This is a genomic window from Streptomyces sp. NPDC002701 (assembly GCF_042889045.1).
GTDB lineage: Bacteria > Actinomycetota > Actinomycetes > Streptomycetales > Streptomycetaceae > Streptomyces.
In genome coordinates this window covers 301,855-317,338 of record NZ_JBIAQL010000008.1, presented here as the reverse complement: position 1 = coordinate 317,338, position 15,484 = coordinate 301,855, and the positions used below count along the sequence as shown (strand labels likewise).

16 protein-coding genes are annotated in these 15,484 nt (G+C 73.7%); 10 read left to right on the top strand and 6 right to left on the bottom strand.

The window, feature by feature from the left end; all coding sequences use genetic code 11:
- Window positions 1–61: 61 nt before the first annotated feature.
- The 9 genes from ACFYXC_RS23505 to lgt all read left to right on the top strand — a co-directional run bounded on the left by ACFYXC_RS23505 (window position 62) and on the right by lgt (window position 7,262).
- Window positions 62–703: a TIGR02234 family membrane protein gene (locus tag ACFYXC_RS23505; RefSeq protein WP_388919774.1), complete on the top strand. Its 642-nt coding sequence runs from the start codon at window positions 62–64 to the stop codon at window positions 701–703.
- 180 nt (window positions 704–883) lie between these two features.
- A complete protein-coding gene (locus tag ACFYXC_RS23500; protein WP_388919777.1) occupies window positions 884–1,117 on the top strand; it encodes an HGxxPAAW family protein in 234 nt (77 codons plus the stop codon).
- 67 nt (window positions 1,118–1,184) lie between these two features.
- Window positions 1,185–1,628, top strand: coding sequence for a DUF2752 domain-containing protein (locus tag ACFYXC_RS23495; protein WP_389553928.1), 444 nt, complete (start codon window positions 1,185–1,187; stop codon window positions 1,626–1,628).
- Window positions 1,629–1,826: 198 nt separating this feature from the next.
- Window positions 1,827–2,636 carry an indole-3-glycerol phosphate synthase TrpC gene (gene trpC / locus ACFYXC_RS23490; RefSeq protein ID WP_388919783.1) on the top strand — a complete coding sequence of 270 codons (810 nt, stop codon included), beginning with the start codon at window positions 1,827–1,829 and terminating at the stop codon, window positions 2,634–2,636.
- A gap of 8 nt (window positions 2,637–2,644) precedes the next feature.
- The gene (gene trpM, locus ACFYXC_RS23485) at window positions 2,645–2,908 is read left to right on the top strand and encodes a tryptophan biosynthesis modulator TrpM (RefSeq protein ID WP_389553927.1); all 264 of its coding nucleotides are present in this window, start codon (window positions 2,645–2,647) and stop codon (window positions 2,906–2,908) included.
- Window positions 2,909–3,102: 194 nt separating this feature from the next.
- The gene (gene trpB / locus ACFYXC_RS23480; protein ID WP_389553926.1) at window positions 3,103–4,395 is read left to right on the top strand and encodes a tryptophan synthase subunit beta; all 1,293 of its coding nucleotides are present in this window, start codon (window positions 3,103–3,105) and stop codon (window positions 4,393–4,395) included.
- Window positions 4,392–5,207, top strand: a complete 816-nt coding sequence (gene trpA, locus ACFYXC_RS23475; RefSeq protein WP_389553925.1) for a tryptophan synthase subunit alpha — start codon at window positions 4,392–4,394, stop codon at window positions 5,205–5,207. Before trpB ends, trpA begins: the two co-directional genes overlap by 4 nt.
- Window positions 5,208–5,285: 78 nt before the next feature.
- The gene (locus tag ACFYXC_RS23470; protein ID WP_388919795.1) at window positions 5,286–6,059 is read left to right on the top strand and encodes a DsbA family protein; all 774 of its coding nucleotides are present in this window, start codon (window positions 5,286–5,288) and stop codon (window positions 6,057–6,059) included.
- Between the two features lie 159 nt (window positions 6,060–6,218).
- The gene (lgt, locus tag ACFYXC_RS23465; protein WP_389553924.1) at window positions 6,219–7,262 is read left to right on the top strand and encodes a prolipoprotein diacylglyceryl transferase; all 1,044 of its coding nucleotides are present in this window, start codon (window positions 6,219–6,221) and stop codon (window positions 7,260–7,262) included.
- An 82-nt stretch (window positions 7,263–7,344) separates the two neighbouring features.
- Here the strand turns inward: lgt and ACFYXC_RS23460 are convergent, their stop codons facing one another.
- Genes ACFYXC_RS23460 through ACFYXC_RS23435 form a run of 6 tightly spaced genes read right to left on the bottom strand, consistent with a single transcriptional unit; the run spans window position 7,345 to window position 14,340 of the window.
- Window positions 7,345–8,202 carry an HpcH/HpaI aldolase/citrate lyase family protein gene (locus tag ACFYXC_RS23460; protein WP_389553923.1) on the bottom strand — a complete coding sequence of 286 codons (858 nt, stop codon included), beginning with the start codon at window positions 8,200–8,202 and terminating at the stop codon, window positions 7,345–7,347.
- Complete coding sequence (locus ACFYXC_RS23455; RefSeq protein WP_389553922.1) at window positions 8,199–9,413, bottom strand: CaiB/BaiF CoA transferase family protein; 1,215 nt, start codon at window positions 9,411–9,413, stop codon at window positions 8,199–8,201. The genes ACFYXC_RS23460 and ACFYXC_RS23455 overlap by 4 nt, the downstream gene beginning before the upstream one ends.
- Window positions 9,410–10,852 (bottom strand): ADP-ribosylglycohydrolase family protein, encoded by a 1,443-nt coding sequence (locus ACFYXC_RS23450; RefSeq protein ID WP_389553921.1) that lies wholly within the window; start codon window positions 10,850–10,852, stop codon window positions 9,410–9,412. The genes ACFYXC_RS23455 and ACFYXC_RS23450 overlap by 4 nt, the downstream gene beginning before the upstream one ends.
- Complete coding sequence (locus ACFYXC_RS23445) at window positions 10,849–12,009, bottom strand: ADP-ribosylglycohydrolase family protein (RefSeq protein WP_389553920.1); 1,161 nt, start codon at window positions 12,007–12,009, stop codon at window positions 10,849–10,851. Before ACFYXC_RS23445 ends, ACFYXC_RS23450 begins: the two co-directional genes overlap by 4 nt.
- Window positions 12,010–12,016: 7 nt before the next feature.
- On the bottom strand, window positions 12,017–13,441 hold the full coding sequence (locus tag ACFYXC_RS23440; RefSeq protein ID WP_389553951.1) for an ADP-ribosylglycohydrolase family protein: 1,425 nt from the start codon (window positions 13,439–13,441) through the stop codon (window positions 12,017–12,019).
- Window positions 13,333–14,340: an ADP-ribosylglycohydrolase family protein gene (locus tag ACFYXC_RS23435; RefSeq protein ID WP_388919811.1), complete on the bottom strand. Its 1,008-nt coding sequence runs from the start codon at window positions 14,338–14,340 to the stop codon at window positions 13,333–13,335. Before ACFYXC_RS23435 ends, ACFYXC_RS23440 begins: the two co-directional genes overlap by 109 nt.
- A 274-nt stretch (window positions 14,341–14,614) precedes the next feature.
- Here ACFYXC_RS23435 and ACFYXC_RS23430 point away from each other — a divergent pair, with 274 nt between their 5' ends.
- Complete coding sequence (locus tag ACFYXC_RS23430; protein ID WP_389553919.1) at window positions 14,615–15,346, top strand: VIT1/CCC1 transporter family protein; 732 nt, start codon at window positions 14,615–14,617, stop codon at window positions 15,344–15,346.
- Window positions 15,347–15,484: the final 138 nt, after the last annotated feature.

Here is a 15,484-nt window from a genome sequence, read left to right as displayed (position 1 = left end):
GGCCCGGTGCGACGTGGCTCACGTGCGTCCGGGTGACGGTTCGCCCGGAGTTCAGGCAATAGTGGGGTACGTGACTGCTGTTCCGCACCCCCGATCCGAAGCCTCCGGACCCGCCCGGGCCGGCCGTCGAAGCCTCGCCCTCGCCCTGCTGTCGGGAGCACTCGGCGCGGCCGTGGTGCTGCTCGCCACCCGGCGCGGCTGGTCGGACGGCACCGCGACCGTGGCCGGCGGCGACTTTCCGCTGAGCGCCACGGGCAGTGACGTCACGGGCGTCCCCGCCGCGCTGGCGATAGTGGGCCTCGCCTCGCTCGTCGCCGTCTTCGCCGTCAAGCGGGCCGGGCGGTGGATCGTCGCCGGGCTCCTCGCGCTCTCCGGCGCGGGCATCGTCGTCTCGGCGCTCCTCGGTGCCTCCGACAGCTCAGCGCTCGACGAGAAGGCCGCGGCGGCCACCGGTGACACGTCCGCGACGGTGGACGCCATGACGCACACCGCATGGCCGTACGTGGCCGCGGCCGGGGGTGCGCTGTTGCTGCTCGCCGGGCTGCTCGCGCTGCGGTACGGGAGGTCGTGGCCGACGATGTCGGGGCGGTACGAGCGGGAGGGGGCGCCGCGTCCTCGCCGGAGCCGGGCTCCGGTGGACCCCGAGCGGCCCGAGGAGATCTGGAAGGCCCTTGACCGGGGCGAGGATCCCACCAGCGCGTAGGCGTTCCACCGGGGGGCGGGTTGTCGGCCGCGGGCGGTTTCCCGGGTGCGGGCGGGCGAGGGCCGGCCGCGCCGTTCCCCGCGCCCCTTCGGGGGCACCCCGGGCCGGGGCACCGGTGGGGGTGCGGGACAATGGGAGTGAGCGTCCGGCTCATCCACACACAGCAACGAGGAGCAAGTCATGGCGGGCAGCAGCCACGGTCACACCCCGGCCGCCTGGACCGGTGTCACCATCGCCTTCATCGGTTTCTGCGTCTCCGGTGCCTTCATGGTGATGGCCAGCCCGCTGGGCTTCTGGGCCGGCATGGTCATCGTCGCCCTCGGTGGCGTGGTCGGCATGGCGATGCGCGCGGCGGGCCTCGGCCAGCCCAAGGGCACGCACCCGACCCACGACGTGGCGTCGGCCGAGAGCTGACCCAGGCCCGACCGGAGGCGGGCCAGGCTCTTCGAGCGCCGGGCCCGCCTCCGTCATGTGCGGCACAATGCGAGAGGTGAATGCCGACTCCCAGCGGGTGACGCCGGCCCCCGGCTCCGTGGCACGACGCCTCGCCGTGCCCGGCGGGCTCCTCGTGGCCGTCGCCGGCGCCTTCGCGTACGTGGGAACCGTCGACCCCAACGAACCGGGCCACTACCCCGCCTGCCCGCTGTTCCGGTACACGGGCCTGTACTGCCCGGGCTGCGGCGGACTCCGCAGCGCGTACGCCGTCGCGCACGGGGACCTCGGGACGGCGCTGGGAGCCAACGCGGTCGCCGTGTTCGGCTATCTGGTCCTCGCCGCCGTGTGGACCGTCTGGGTGGTCCGCTCGGTCCAGGGACGGCCGCTGCGCGTCGAACCTAGGCCGCCCCTGCTGTGGGCGCTGGGCGCGTTGCTGCTGGTCTTCACGGTTGTCCGGAACCTGCCGTTCGGTGGCTGGCTCCACCCTTGATCAATTGATGAACGTCCAGGTAGTGGGACCGGCGTCAACCGGATGTGAGGGCCGAGCCCTCCTGCGGATACCATCGCAGTGACCACTTGTCCCGTCCGGAGCGACGGAACCGGGGCACCCGAAGAACCGCTTCACCTCGGTACCGCTCCACCGCAGAACCGCTTCAACCGTTCACCGTCAGGGAAGGGGGCCGCTCGCGTGAGTGTGCTCGACGAGATCATCGACGGAGTCCGTGCCGACCTCGCGGAGCGGCAGGCGCGCGTCAGCCTCGACGAGCTCAAGGAGCGCGCCGCGAAGGCTCAGCCCGCCAAGGACGGTGTCGCGGCCCTGCGCGGCGACGGCGTCAAGGTCATCTGCGAGGTCAAGCGCTCCAGCCCGTCCAAGGGCGCCCTCGCCGCGATCGCCGACCCCGCCGCCCTCGCCGCGGACTACGAGGCGGGCGGTGCGGCCGTCATCTCCGTGCTCACCGAGCAGCGCCGCTTCGGCGGCTCGCTGGCCGACCTGGAGGCCGTCCGCGCCCGGGTCGACATCCCGGTGCTGCGCAAGGACTTCATCGTCACGTCGTACCAGCTGTGGGAGGCCCGCGCGTACGGCGCCGACCTCGCGCTGCTCATCGTGGCCGCCCTCGACCAGCCCGCCCTGGAGTCCCTCATCGAGCGCGCCGAGTCCATCGGGCTCACGCCGCTCGTCGAGGTGCACGACGAGGACGAGGTCGACCGGGCGGTGGACGCCGGCGCGAAGGTCATCGGCGTCAACGCACGCAACCTCAAGGACCTCAAGGTCGACCGCGGCACCTTCGAGCGCGTCGCCCCCGAGATCCCCGCGCACATCGTGAAGATCGCCGAGTCCGGGGTCCGCGGCCCGCACGACCTCATCGCCTACGCCAACGCCGGCGCCGACGCCGTCCTGGTCGGCGAGTCCCTGGTGACCGGCCGGGACCCCAGGACCGCCGTCTCCGACCTGGTCGCCGCGGGCGCACACCCCGCGCTGCGGCACGGACGGGGCTGACCCCAGCGATGCCCGCCGACCGCTGCGCCGCCGCGACCACCCGCCGGGGCTCCCGCCCCGACGGCGGTCCGGCGTGCGTGCGGTCCGCCGCCGAGAGCCCCTCGGCTGCCCGCGACCCCTACGCCGGGCTCGCCCGCGGCTGCCGTCCGCGCGGCTGCCGGGCGCCCGCGCGGCGCGTCCACGGGCGCCGCGTGCGGTACGTCATCGGGGACGAGCCCGGCCAGGTGAACGGCATGCGATGGCGCCGGCGCGTGTCACCTGCGGTGAGCTGAGCCGCGTCCGGGCGTTCCGCCGGATGCCCGTGGTGAACCCGCGGGCCGGTGGGGGCCTGTCGCGCCCCGCGGCGGAGCCGCGTACGTCACGGCCCCGCGCCCCTGAAGGGGCGCTGCCTCACCGAAGGTGACATGCGATCCACGTGATCCCATTCCTCCCCATCCCGAGGCCGACGCCCCTGCGAGGTAACCGTATGTCCAGCGAGTTCTTCATTCCCGACCCGGAGGGTCACGTCCCGAACGCCGAGGGGTACTTCGGCGCGTTCGGCGGCAAGTTCATCCCGGAGGCGCTGGTCGCCGCCGTGGACGAGGTCGCCGTCGAGTACGACAAGGCGAAGTCCGACCCGGAGTTCGCCCGCGAACTGGACGACCTGCTCGTCCACTACACCGGCCGGCCCAGCTCCCTCACCGAGGTCCCGCGCTTCGCCGAACACGCCGGGGGCGCCCGGGTGTTCCTGAAGCGGGAGGACCTCAACCACACCGGCTCCCACAAGATCAACAACGTGCTCGGCCAGGCGCTGCTCACCCGGCGCATGGGCAAGACGCGCGTCATCGCCGAGACCGGCGCGGGCCAGCACGGCGTCGCCACCGCCACCGCCTGCGCCCTGTTCGGCCTCGAATGCACCATCTACATGGGCGAGATCGACACCGAGCGCCAGGCCCTGAACGTGGCCCGGATGCGGATGCTCGGCGCCGAGGTCATCGCCGTGAAGTCCGGCAGCCGCACCCTCAAGGACGCCATCAACGAGGCGTTCCGCGACTGGGTCGCCAACGTCGACCGCACCCACTACCTGTTCGGCACGGTCGCCGGCCCGCACCCCTTCCCGGCGATGGTCCGCGACTTCCACCGCGTCATCGGCGTCGAGGCCCGCCGCCAGATCCTGGAGCGCGCGGGCCGCCTCCCCGACGCGGCCGTGGCCTGCGTCGGCGGCGGCTCGAACGCCATCGGCCTCTTCCACGCCTTCATCCCGGACGCGGACGTCCGCCTCATCGGCTGCGAGCCCGCCGGACACGGCATCGAGACCGGCGAGCACGCGGCGACCCTGACCGCGGGCGAGCCCGGCATCCTGCACGGCTCCCGCTCGTACGTCCTCCAGGACGACGAGGGCCAGATCACCGAGCCCTACTCGATCTCCGCCGGACTCGACTACCCGGGCATCGGCCCCGAGCACGCCCACCTCAAGGACAGCGGGCGCGGCGAGTACCGAGCCGTCACCGACGACGCGGCCATGCAGGCCCTGCGGCTGCTCTCCCGCACCGAGGGCATCATCCCGGCCATCGAGAGCGCCCACGCGCTCGCCGGCGCCCTGGAGGTCGGCAGGGAACTCGGCCCGGACGGGCTGATCGTCGTCAACCTCTCCGGCCGGGGGGACAAGGACATGGACACGGCCGCCCGCTACTTCGGCCTGTACGACACCGGGGCGGACGCCGTCGTCGAGGCGGACGCCGGCAGCGACACCGCCGAGATCGAGGGGGACGCCAAGTGAGCGGCAACGTACACCTGCTGAACGAGACGCTCGCCGGGGCGAAGGCCGAGGGGCGGTCCGCCCTGATCGCGTACCTTCCCGCGGGCTTCCCGACCGTCGACGGCGGGATCGCGGCCGTCAAGGCCGTCTTCGAGGGCGGCGCGGACGTCGTCGAGGTGGGGCTGCCGCACAGCGACCCCGTCCTCGACGGGCCGGTCATCCAGACCGCCGACGACATCGCCCTGCGCGGCGGCGTCCGGATCGCGGACGTGATGCGCACGGTCCGCGAGGCGTACGAGGCGACCGGCAAGCCCGTCCTCGTGATGACGTACTGGAACCCGATCGACCGCTACGGCGTCGAGCGCTTCACCGCCGAGCTGGCCGAGGCGGGCGGCGCCGGGTGCATCCTGCCGGACCTCCCCGTGCAGGAGTCCGCGCTGTGGCGCGAGCACGCCGAGAAGCACGGCCTCGCGACCGTCTTCGTCGTCGCGCCCAGCAGCAAGGACGCCCGGCTCGCCGACATCACCGCGGCGGGCTCCGGCTTCGTCTACGCGGCCTCGCTGATGGGCGTCACCGGCACCCGCGAGTCCGTGGGCAACCAGGCGCAGGACCTCGTCCGGCGCACCAAGGCCACCACCGACCTCCCGGTCTGCGTCGGCCTCGGCGTCTCGAACGCCGGACAGGCGCGCGAGGTCGCCGGCTTCGCCGACGGCGTCATCGTCGGTTCGGCCTTCGTGAAGCTGATGCTGGACGCCCCCGACGAGGCCGCCGGCCTGGACGCCGTACGCGCACTCGCCGCCGACCTCGCCAAGGGCGTGCGCGACACGGTGTGACGGACGGTTCGCTCACTCGAACGGGTGGACCTGGGGCCGGGGAGGCGCGGTGCGCCTCCCCGGTTCGTTCTGCGGGATGTGAGCGAGAAGAACCGTGAGGGAAAGCGCACCGCCCGCGAGCGGCTGGCGGAAGAGCGAGACAGACAGAAGACGTCGGACAGGCGCCGCCGGGTGCTGGTCGTGAGCGGGGCGGTCGTCGGCGTGCTGGCCCTGGCCGCCGTGATCGGCGTCCTGGCCGCGAACTCGGGCGACGACAAGGGGGACACCGCGGGCCCGCTGACGGCACCCTCGGGAGCAGGCGGCGAGGACAGCCTCGCCATCCCCGTCGGCAAGGAGAGCGCGAAGTCGACCCTCACCGTGTGGGAGGACTTCCGCTGCCCGGCCTGCAAGAGCTTCGAGGACGGCTACCGCGCGACGATCCACGAACTGACGGACGCCGGACAGCTGAAGGTCGAGTACCACCTCGCGACCCTGATCGACGGGAACATGGGAGGCAGCGGCTCCCTGCGCGCCGCCAACGCCGCCGCGTGCGCCCAGGACGCCGGGAAGTTCCCCGCGTACCACGACGTGCTGTTCCAGAACCAGCCCGCCGAGACGGACGACGCGTACGCGAAGAACAGCAAGCTGATCGAGCTCGCCGGCAAGGTCGACGGACTCACCACCGCCGCCTTCGAGAAGTGCGTCGGCGACGGGACGCACGACAGCTGGGTCGCCAAGTCCCACAAGGCGTTCCAGGGCGGCGGCTTCAGCGGCACCCCGACGGTCCTGCTGAACGGCAAGAACATCTACGAGGACCGCACGATGACCCCGGCCAAGCTGAAGCAGATGGTGCAGCGGGCCGCCGAGGCGTGAGAGACGGGCCCGCCGGGTGCGGGTGCGGTGCCGACGGTGAATGCGGGGTGTCACGGGGGTCGCTCGTGACACCCCGGTGGTTCCGCCGGTCTCGTTATGGACCCGTAGCCCGAGCGGGTTGCCGTACGTGCCGCCCGGCAGGGTAGCGTCGACTCCGCCATGGAACTTGCCTATATCCCCAGCCCCTCGCGCGGTGTGCTGCACCTCGGCCCCATTCCGCTGCGTGGCTACGCGTTCTGCATCATCATCGGCGTCTTCGTAGCCGTCTGGCTCGGCAACAGGCGGTGGGTCGCGCGCGGCGGCCGGCCGGGCACCGTGGCGGACATCGCCGTGTGGGCCGTGCCGTTCGGTCTCGTCGGCGGGCGGCTGTACCACGTCGTCACCGACTACCAGCTGTACTTCAGCGAGGGTCAGGACTGGGTCGACGCCTTCAAGATCTGGGAGGGCGGACTCGGTATCTGGGGGGCCATCGCGGTCGGCGCGGTGGGCGCCTGGATCGGCTGCCGCCGCCGTGGCATCCCGCTGCCCGCGTGGGCCGACGCCCTCGCCCCGGGCATCGCCCTCGCGCAGGCCATCGGCCGCTGGGGCAACTGGTTCAACCAGGAGCTGTACGGGCGCGAGACCGACCTGCCGTGGGCGCTGCACATCACGTCCGTGACGGACGGCCGCGAGCCGGGCTACTACCACCCGACGTTCCTGTACGAGTCGCTGTGGTGCATCGGTGTCGCGGTCCTGGTCATCTGGGCCGACCGCCGCTTCACGCTCGGCCACGGGCGGGCCTTCGCGCTGTACGTCGCGGCGTACTGCGTAGGGCGCTTCTGGATCGAGTACATGCGTGTCGACGAGGCACACGAGATCCTCGGCCTGCGTCTGAACGGCTGGACCGCGATCGTGGTCTTCCTCCTCGCCGTGCTCTACATCGTGCTGTCGGCGCGGCGCAGGCCGGGCCGCGAGGAGGTCGTCGAACCGGGCGCCGCCGACGGGGACAGCGACGAGGCCACCGAGGGCGGTACCGACGAGGACGCCACCGCGGTGAAGCTGGACAAGAAGTCCGCGGACGACACAGCAACCGCCGACGCCGATTCCGACTCCGCCGAAGCGAAGGAAGCGAAGAAGGACGAGGCGAAGGAAGAGTCGAAGGCGGCGGCCGACGAGGACAAGGCCGAGGTCAAGGACGAGGCCGGGTCGGCCAAGAAGTCCTGATCCGCGCGGGTACGTGGCAGGGGGCGCCCCGAGCACTCGGGGCGCCCCCTGCCACGTACCGGCCCTCTCTACTCCCCACCGGCTAGGTGCGGCGGGCCAGTGCCAGGGTGCGGTGGGCCCCCGCCACCACCGCCGTGTCGATGAAGCGGCCGTCGGGCAGAGCCTGGGCGCCGGGACGGACGGCTGCCGCTTCGATGACCGACTCGGCCCTCTCGATCTCCTCCGGGGTCGGGAGGTAGGCGGCCTCGATCACGGGGAGCTGGCGCGGGTGGATGGCCGCGCGCCCGAAGAAGCCCAGGGCGCGGCCGCGGGCGCAGGACGCGGCCAGCCCGGCGAGGTCGCGCACGTCGGGATGGACGGACTGGGGCGGTGCGGCGAGACCGGCCGCCCGGGCGGCCAGGACCACTCGGGAGCGCGGCCAGTCGAGGCCCGCGTCCTCGCGTACGCCGAGGTCGGCGCGGAGGTCGGTCTCACCGAGGGCGATGCCGCGCAGGGCGGGATGGGCCGTGGCGATGGCGTAGGCGTGCTCGACGGCCAGGGCCGATTCCAGCAGGGCGTACAGGGGGAGGCGCGGCGCGTTGTGCGCGGTGCGGCGGACCTGCGCGGGTGAGCAGACCTTCGGCAGGCGCAGCCCCGCGAGGGCCGGGAGCGCGGCGAGGACATGGAGGTCGGCCGCGGACTCGGGGCCGTCCAGGGCGTTGACGCGGACGTGCACCGGGACCGGGGGCCGCTCGGAGAGGAGGTCGGCGGTGGCGGCGCGGGCGTACTCCTTGCGGTCGGGGGCGACGGCGTCCTCCAGGTCGACGACGACCACGTCGGCCCCCGCGGCCAGGGCCTTCGCCATCGTCCCGGGGCGGTCGCCGGGAACGTACAGCCAGGTCAGCGGGGCGGCTGTCGTCTCGTCGGGGTGGTCCGTGGGGTCGGGGGCCCGGGTCGTCACAGGGCTCCCTCCGCCCGGAGCTTGGCGATGTCGTCGTCCGTCAGGCCGAGTTCGGTGAGGACCGCGTCCGTGTCGGCGCCGTGCGGGCGGCCGGCCCAGCGGATCGCGCCGGGGGTCTCGGTGAGGCGGAAGAGGACGTTCTGCATGCGCAGCGGGCCCAGTTCGGGGTCGTCGACCGTGGTGATCGTGTCGAGGGCCGCGTACTGCGGGTCCGCCATGACGTCGCGTACGTCCTGGACGGGGGCGACGGCCGCCTCGGCCTTCTCGAAGGCGTCGATGACGTCGGTACGGGTGTGCCGGGCGATCCAGGTGCCGACCGCCTCGTCGAGGACGTCGTTGTGGCGGGCCCGGTCCGCGCCGGTGGCGAACCACGGTTCGGTGATCAGGTCGGGCCGGCCGACCAGCCGCATCACGCGTTCGGCGACCGACTGGGCGGAGGTCGAGACGGCGACCCACCCGCCGTCGGCGGTGCGGTAGGTGTTGCGCGGCGCGTTGTTCTGCGAGCGGTTCCCGGTGCGGGGCTGGACGTGGCCCAGCTGGTCGTACCAGAGCGGCTGCGGGCCGAGGACCGTCAGGATCGGCTCGATGATCGCCATGTCCACGACCTGCCCGCGGCCCGTGCGGTCGCGGGCCGCCAGTGCCGTCATCACCGCGTACGCCGTGGCGAGGCCCGCGATGGAGTCGGCGAGCCCGAAGGGCGGCAGGGTCGGCGGGGCGTCCGGTTCGCCGGTGATCGCGGCGAACCCGCTCATCGCCTCGGCGAGGGTGCCGAAACCGGGGCGGCGCGCGTACGGGCCGAACTGGCCGAAGCCGGTGACCCGGGCGAGCACCAGACGGGGGTTGGCGGCCGAGAGCTCCTCCCAGCCGAGGTCCCACTTCTCCAACGTGCCCGGCCGGAAGTTCTCGACGACCACGTCGGCGGAGGCGGCCAGGCGCAGCAGGGTGTCGCGGCCGCCGTACGTGGAGAGGTCCAGGGTCATCGTGCGCTTGTTGCGGCCGAGCAGTTTCCACCAGAGGCCGATGCCGTCCTTCGACGGGCCGTGGCCGCGGGACGGGTCCGGCCTGCGGGGGTGCTCGACCTTGACGACCTCGGCGCCGAAGTCGCCGAGCATCGTGGCGGCGAGGGGACCGGCGAAGAGGGTCGCCAGGTCGAGGACGCGGAGGCCGGCGAGGGGGGCCGGGGTACTGGAGGGTGGGGTGGTCGCGGTCATGGGTGGATGGCCTCCAGGGGGCGGGTGTCCGGCCGGGTGCGCGAGCGGGTGGCCAGGCGGGCCGTCAGATGGGCGAGGGTGTCGAAGCCGGTGCCGTTGAAGTCGCCGACGGACGTGGCCAGTCGGTTCTTCAGGGGGGTCGTCCAGCGGGGCGGGAGCGCCTCCGGGGCGCCCGCGAGCAGGCCCGCGACCGAGCCGGCCGTCGCGCCGTTCGAGTCGGTGTCCCAGCCGCCCGACACCGCACGGCAGATGGAGTCCGTGAAGTCGCCGTCCGCGTGGGTGAGGGCGGCGGCGAGCAGGGCCGTGTTCGGAACGGCGTGGACCCAGTGGTAGGAGGAGTGGGCGGCGTGCAGCTCGTCGACCACGTGGTCGAAGTCGCGGTGCTCATTCGCAAGTCGGATGCCGTGGCGGATCGCCCTGGCCAGCCGGGAGCCCGCGGGGACGACGGTGAGGCCCGTACGGAGACAGGTGTGGATGTCGCTCGTGCCGGTGGCCGCCTCGGCGATGACCGCCGCCGTGAACATCGCGGCGTAGACGCCGTTGGCGGTGTGGGTGAGGGTGGCGTCCCGGTGCGCCTGTTCCGCGGCGGCCGCGGGGGCGCCGGGGTTGGTCCAGCCGTGCACGTCCGCGCGGATCAGGGCGCCGATCCATTCGCGGAACGGATTGCGGTGGCGGGCCGTCTGCGGGGGTTCGATGCCGTCGAGGAGGTTGCGGTAGGCGACGCGTTCCGCGGTGAACGTGCGGCCCGCGGGGAGTTCGTCGAGCCAGAGGCGGGCCACGTCCGTGGTGGTGAAGTGCCTGCCGTGGCGCTGGAGCAACAGGAGGTTCAGCAGCGGGTAGTTGAGGTCGTCGTCCTCGGGCATGCCGTCGATGTTCTCGGCGAGGGAGGTGGGGGCGGAGCGACGGTTCCAGGGGTACGCGGCCGTCAGCTCGGCCGGGAGGCCCCGTGCCGTGAACCAGCTGGTGAGGGGCCAGTTGCCGGTGGCGCGGGCGAGCCGGCGGATGCCGTCCAGGGGGAGCTTCTCCACCGGTTTGCCCAGCAGGCAGCCGGCGGCCCTGCCCAGCCAGGCTGCTTCCAGGGCGGTCTCCTCCCCGCCCCCACCCCCTCCCGAAGGTGCGGGCTGCGCCCCCGCCGGCGTTCCCGGCGCGGCGGGCCAGGCCGGGCACAGGGACCGGATCGCCACCAGGTCCGTCGGCTCGCTGTCCGCCAGGCCGCTGGGCAGATCCGCCAGTTCGTCCAGGAGGTCCAGGGCCAGGGACCGCAGGTAGGGGGAGGCCGGCACGGGGGAGGCGCCCGCCCGGGGTGGGGCCTCGGGGCCGGCGGCCCTTCGCCAGCGGGCGGCGACGGACGACGGCTCGCGGCCGTCCTGGCCCGCCTGGCGGAGTTCGTGGCCCAGCAGGTCCTCCGGCTGGACCCAGGTCAGGCGCAGGGGTGTCATGACAGCTCCGCGTACGCCGTCTCGTGGGCGCGGCGGCGGGTGACGTCACGGGCGAAGATCTCGCGGGTCACCTCCGTGAGCGTCGTCGCGGGAGCCCGCAGGTCCAGGCGGCTGGCCTCCGCGACCGTCTTCGCCCAGTCCGGCGGGATCTCCGCGCCCAGGGCCCCCGCGAGGGCGCCGGACATGGTGGCGATGGAGTCGCAGTCGCGGCCGTAGTTCACCGAACCCAGCACGGTGTGCCGGTAGTCGCCACGCGCGACCAGCAACATACCGAGGGCGACGGGCAGTTCCTCGACGGCGTGGATGCGGGAGGGGCGGCGGGCGCCCAGGGACGGGCTGCGGTAGTCCGGGCCGACCGTGTCGTAGGGCGCGACCGCCGCGCGCAGGGGGCGCAGCGCCGACTCGAAGTCCGAGTACCGCGTGGCCGTGTCGCAGACCGTCTCGATCGCGGCCCGCGTGCCGTCCTTCGCCACGGCGAGGCATGCCTCGACCACCGAGTCCGGCGTGGCGCCCGGGGAGCAGGCCGCCGCCACGGCCGCCGCGAAGACACCGGCCGCCTCGCGCCCGTACGACGACTGGTGGGCGCCCGCGACGTCGAGGGCCTCGGCGTACGCGCCCGCCGGGTTCGCCGCGTTGACCAGGCCGACCGGGGCCATGTACATCGCGGCGCCGCAGTTGACGATGTTCCCGGTGCCGGCCTCGCGCGGGTCCACGTGCGCGTGGTGGATGCGGGTCACCAGCCACTTCTCGGCGAGGAAGACCCGGTGCAGGGGGAGGGCCTCCGCCTCCAGTTCCGGGATCCAGCGGGGTGTCGTCATCAGGTCGGGCACCAGGTGCCGGGCGACGGCGTACGCGTCCAGGTGGTCGCGGACGGTCGCGTAGACCCGTACCAGCGCGTGCGTCATCAAGGTGTCGTCGGTGACGTGTCCGTCGCCCTTGTGGTACGGGGCCAGCGGGCGGGCCGTGCGCCAGTCGTCGCCGTGCCAGGGGCCGACGATGCCGTGGACGCGGCCGCCGTGGCGTTCGAGGATCTGGTCGGGGGAGTAGCCCTCCACGGGGCCACCGAGCGCGTCGCCGACGGCGGCTCCGACGAGGGCTCCGGTGATCCGTTCGTCGAGGGTGCCCGTTTCCTGGATTCTGGCGGTTTGAGACTTCATGCCCGGATCATCCCTCCGGGAGGGCCAGTTCCGTGGCTTCCAGCAGATCGGCGAGTCCGATGAGGTCCGTACCGGTCAGGCGCGGCAGCGCGCAGCCCGAGAGGGTGCGGCAGGCGTCCCGCCAGGCGGCGGGGATCGCGGCGCCGCCGCCGAGCGCGCCGGTCAGGGCGCCGGCGAGGGCCGGGGCCGAGTCCGCGACCCGGGACAGGCAGGCCGCCGCGGGTACCGCCTCCGCGATCCGGCCGTGCGCGGCGACGGCGAGCGCGAGGGCGACCGGGACGGTCTCGGCGGCGGCGATGCCGTAGCTGTAGACGTGGTCGACGATCTGGTGTTCCAGGAGGGGGACGAGACCGAAGGCTCCCTCCCCCGTCGCCGTGGAGTCGCGGGCGAGCGCGAGGGCGTGGCGGGTGTTGCGGCCGATCTCCGTCGCCTCGGGGAGTTCGGCGAGGGCCGCGGCCACACAGGCGTGCACGTCGGCGCCGCCCAGGGCGAGCGCCACGGCCGCGGCCATCGCGCGGGCGCCGTGCACGCCGTCGCCGTCCTGGGTGTAGCGGGCGTCGAACTCGGCGAGTTCCGCGGCGGCGGCGGGCTCTCCCGCGTGGGCGACGGCCAGGACGCAGGCCCGTACGCAGGCCGCGTCGTCGAAGTAGTGGGGGTTGTCGTGGCCGGAGGCGGGCGGGCGCAGTCCGGTGGCGAGGTTGCCGAGACCGGCCCGTACGGAGATGCGGGCGCGCAGCGGGAGGACGGCCGACTCGACCTCGGGGGCGCGGTCCGCTGCCGCGGCGACCTCACTGGCCACGGCGTTCCAGGACAGGTCGATGGCTGCGCGCATCCGGCGGTCCCGGCTCAGGTCGCCCAGCGCGGCGGTGTCCGCGGCGCGCAGGACCGCCTCCGCCGCGAAGGCCGCCCACTCCGCGTCGTCCGAGGGGCCGAGTCTGAGGGGTTCGGGTGGCTGGTTCAGGGCGATGGGGACGGGGAGGGTGGTGGTCGCGTTCTGTTCGGCGAAGGTGTCCAGTTCGCGGGTCAGGCGTCTTGTCCATTCGGGCATGCGGGTGGCTCGGTGTCTGGCGGCCGGCCAGCCTGCGGCGTCGCCGGCCGCCAGGCCCAGGAGGAGGCCCTCGATGCGGCCCTTGACGCGGCGGGGGCGGGGGTCGGCGGGGTGAGTGGGGGAGTGCGGGTGCGTCGTGGCCGGTCGCGCAGTTCCCCGCGCCCCTGAAAGTGGTGGTGGAGGGTGGTGTGTCGTGTGCGGGTCGGTGGGGGCCGGTCGCGCAGTTCCCCGCGCCCCTGAAAGTGGTGGCGTGTGGGGGTCTGTCAGTTCAGGGGTCACCGTGGGTCCTCGTCCGGGGTCAGGAGGTCCGCCACGTCCAGGACGTGGTGGCCCTGCATGGAGGGGAGGCAGCTGCCCTTGGCGGGGCCGATCGCCGCCGCCCAGGCGGAGGGGATCGCGGCGGCGCCGCGCGTGGCGCCGGCCAAAGCGCCCGCCACCGCTGCTGTGGTGTCGGCGTCGCGGCCCATGTTCACGGCGGTGAGGACCGCCTGCTCGAAGTCGCCGTCGGCGGCCGCGTACGCGCCGAAGGCCAGGGCCACGGCTTCGGGGGCCAGGTCCGTCCAGGGGTAGCCGCCGATGACGACCGCCGAACGGACCGCGCGTTCGCCCCGGTGCGCGCAGGCCACGGCCCGCCGCAGGGAGCGGGCCGTCCAGGAGTCGTCGGGGACGACGGCGAGGGCGGAGGCGACGACCGCGATCGTGGGGGCGCCGGCCATCGCCGCGGCGACGCCCGCCGCGACGGCCTGGCCGCCGTAGATGCCCTCGCCGTCGTGGCTCACCGAACCGTCGATCGCCACCAGCCGGGCCGCCTCCGCGGGGCGGCCCGCCGCGAAGACCCCGAAGGGGGCCGCCCGCATGGCGAGCCCGTCGCTCCAGGCGTGCCGGTGCTGCGCCGAGATGGGAGCGGCGAGCCCCCGGCGCAGGTTCTCCAGCGTGCCCCGTTCGCTGAAGCCGGCGCCCCGGAACGGGCCCTCGTCCCGGTCCGCGATCCACTGGTGCCAGGCCGCCTCCACGTGCGCGACCGTGAGTGCGGAACCATGGCGGGCGAGCAGCAGCCCCGAGAAGATCGCGTACTCCGTGTCGTCCGTCCCGGCCGGGCTCTCGGCCACGTACCCCGTGATGCGGCCCCAGCGGGCGCGGATCTCGGACGGTTTCATGTTCTCGGCCGGCGCCCCCAGCGCGTCCCCCACGGCCAGGCCAAGGAGCGCGCCGCGCGCACGTGCGCGGCGGGCGGGCGCGTCCCCGGGCGCCGGTACGGGCGGAACGCAGGCGATCGAAGCCATGGCGGTGCCTCTCCTTCGCGGGGGCCCGGGCGATCGGGGGCCCCTTTGCGCATGTGTCCCCACGGAGCGGTTCACCGGAGCCTCAGGCGCCTCAGCGTCACCCGGTCGACATCTGGGCGCTCGTCGCCACGGATGAGCAGTGGCCGCCAAAAGCGCAGGTAAGTACGGCCTTCCTTGCTGGCGGACGCGGAATGCGCGGCGTACTTTAGACGTTGTCCAAAAGTAGAAGTACTCGACCGAGTATGTCGGTCGCACAGCACGGGAGATCCCTGGCATGGCCATCATCGAGACCGAGGCGGCGCTCCACGAGGCGCACCGTGACAACCACACCCACCGGGACGTCAACGGCGGGTGGCTGCGCCCGGCCGTCTTCGGCGCGATGGACGGCCTCGTCTCCAACCTGGCGCTGATGACCGGTGTGGCGGGCGGAGACGTTACCCACCGGACCGTCGTCATCACCGGACTCGCGGGACTGGCCGCAGGCGCCTTCTCCATGGCCGCCGGCGAATACACCTCCGTCGCCTCGCAACGCGAACTCGTCGAGGCCGAACTCGACGTCGAGCGACGGGAGTTGCGAAGGCACCCGCTGGACGAGGAGCGCGAGCTCGCCCAGCTCTACGAGGCTCGCGGCGTCGACAGCGACCTCGCCGGCGAAGTCGCCCGCCAGCTCTCCCGGGACCCCGAGCAGGCGCTCGAGATCCACGCGCGGGAAGAGCTGGGCATCGACCCCGGCGACCTGCCCTCACCGTCGGTCGCCGCCGTGTCGAGCTTCGGCGCGTTCGCCCTGGGCGCCCTGCTCCCCGTCCTCCCGTACCTGCTGGGAGCGACCACCCTCTGGCCCGCTGTGCTGCTCGCGCTCCTCGGGCTCTTCGCCTGCGGCGCGATCGTGGCCAGGGTGACAGCGAGGTCCTGGTGGTTCAGCGGGCTCCGGCAGCTCGCGCTGGGCGGCGCCGCCGCCGGTGTGACATACGCCCTGGGCAGCCTGTTCGGAACGGCCGTAGGATGACGCGCACCGCCGGAACGAGCACCTATGCGGGACCCCGTATAAGTAGCCGTTACTCGGCGGTTTCGATTCCATGACCACGGGGCATGACCCGTAAGCGCTGCGGGCAATGACGCCCGCGCCGCACCATCAAGCAGTGGG

What these genes read in the sequence shown, in the direction of transcription:
- ACFYXC_RS23455 (WP_389553922.1), bottom strand. Translation starts at nt 9,413, where the DNA reads ATGACCGCGACCACCCCACCCTCCAGTACCCCGGCCCCCCTCGCCGGC.
- trpB (WP_389553926.1), top strand. Translation starts at nt 3,103, where the DNA reads ATGTCCAGCGAGTTCTTCATTCCCGACCCGGAGGGTCACGTCCCGAAC.
- ACFYXC_RS23445 (WP_389553920.1), bottom strand. Translation starts at nt 12,009, where the DNA reads ATGAAGTCTCAAACCGCCAGAATCCAGGAAACGGGCACCCTCGACGAA.
- ACFYXC_RS23450 (WP_389553921.1), bottom strand. Translation starts at nt 10,852, where the DNA reads ATGACACCCCTGCGCCTGACCTGGGTCCAGCCGGAGGACCTGCTGGGC.
- trpM (WP_389553927.1), top strand. Translation starts at nt 2,645, where the DNA reads ATGCCCGCCGACCGCTGCGCCGCCGCGACCACCCGCCGGGGCTCCCGC.
- ACFYXC_RS23435 (WP_388919811.1), bottom strand. Translation starts at nt 14,340, where the DNA reads ATGGCTTCGATCGCCTGCGTTCCGCCCGTACCGGCGCCCGGGGACGCG.
- ACFYXC_RS23430 (WP_389553919.1), top strand. Translation starts at nt 14,615, where the DNA reads ATGGCCATCATCGAGACCGAGGCGGCGCTCCACGAGGCGCACCGTGAC.
- ACFYXC_RS23500 (WP_388919777.1), top strand. Translation starts at nt 884, where the DNA reads ATGGCGGGCAGCAGCCACGGTCACACCCCGGCCGCCTGGACCGGTGTC.
- ACFYXC_RS23495 (WP_389553928.1), top strand. Translation starts at nt 1,185, where the DNA reads ATGCGAGAGGTGAATGCCGACTCCCAGCGGGTGACGCCGGCCCCCGGC.
- lgt (WP_389553924.1), top strand. Translation starts at nt 6,219, where the DNA reads ATGGAACTTGCCTATATCCCCAGCCCCTCGCGCGGTGTGCTGCACCTC.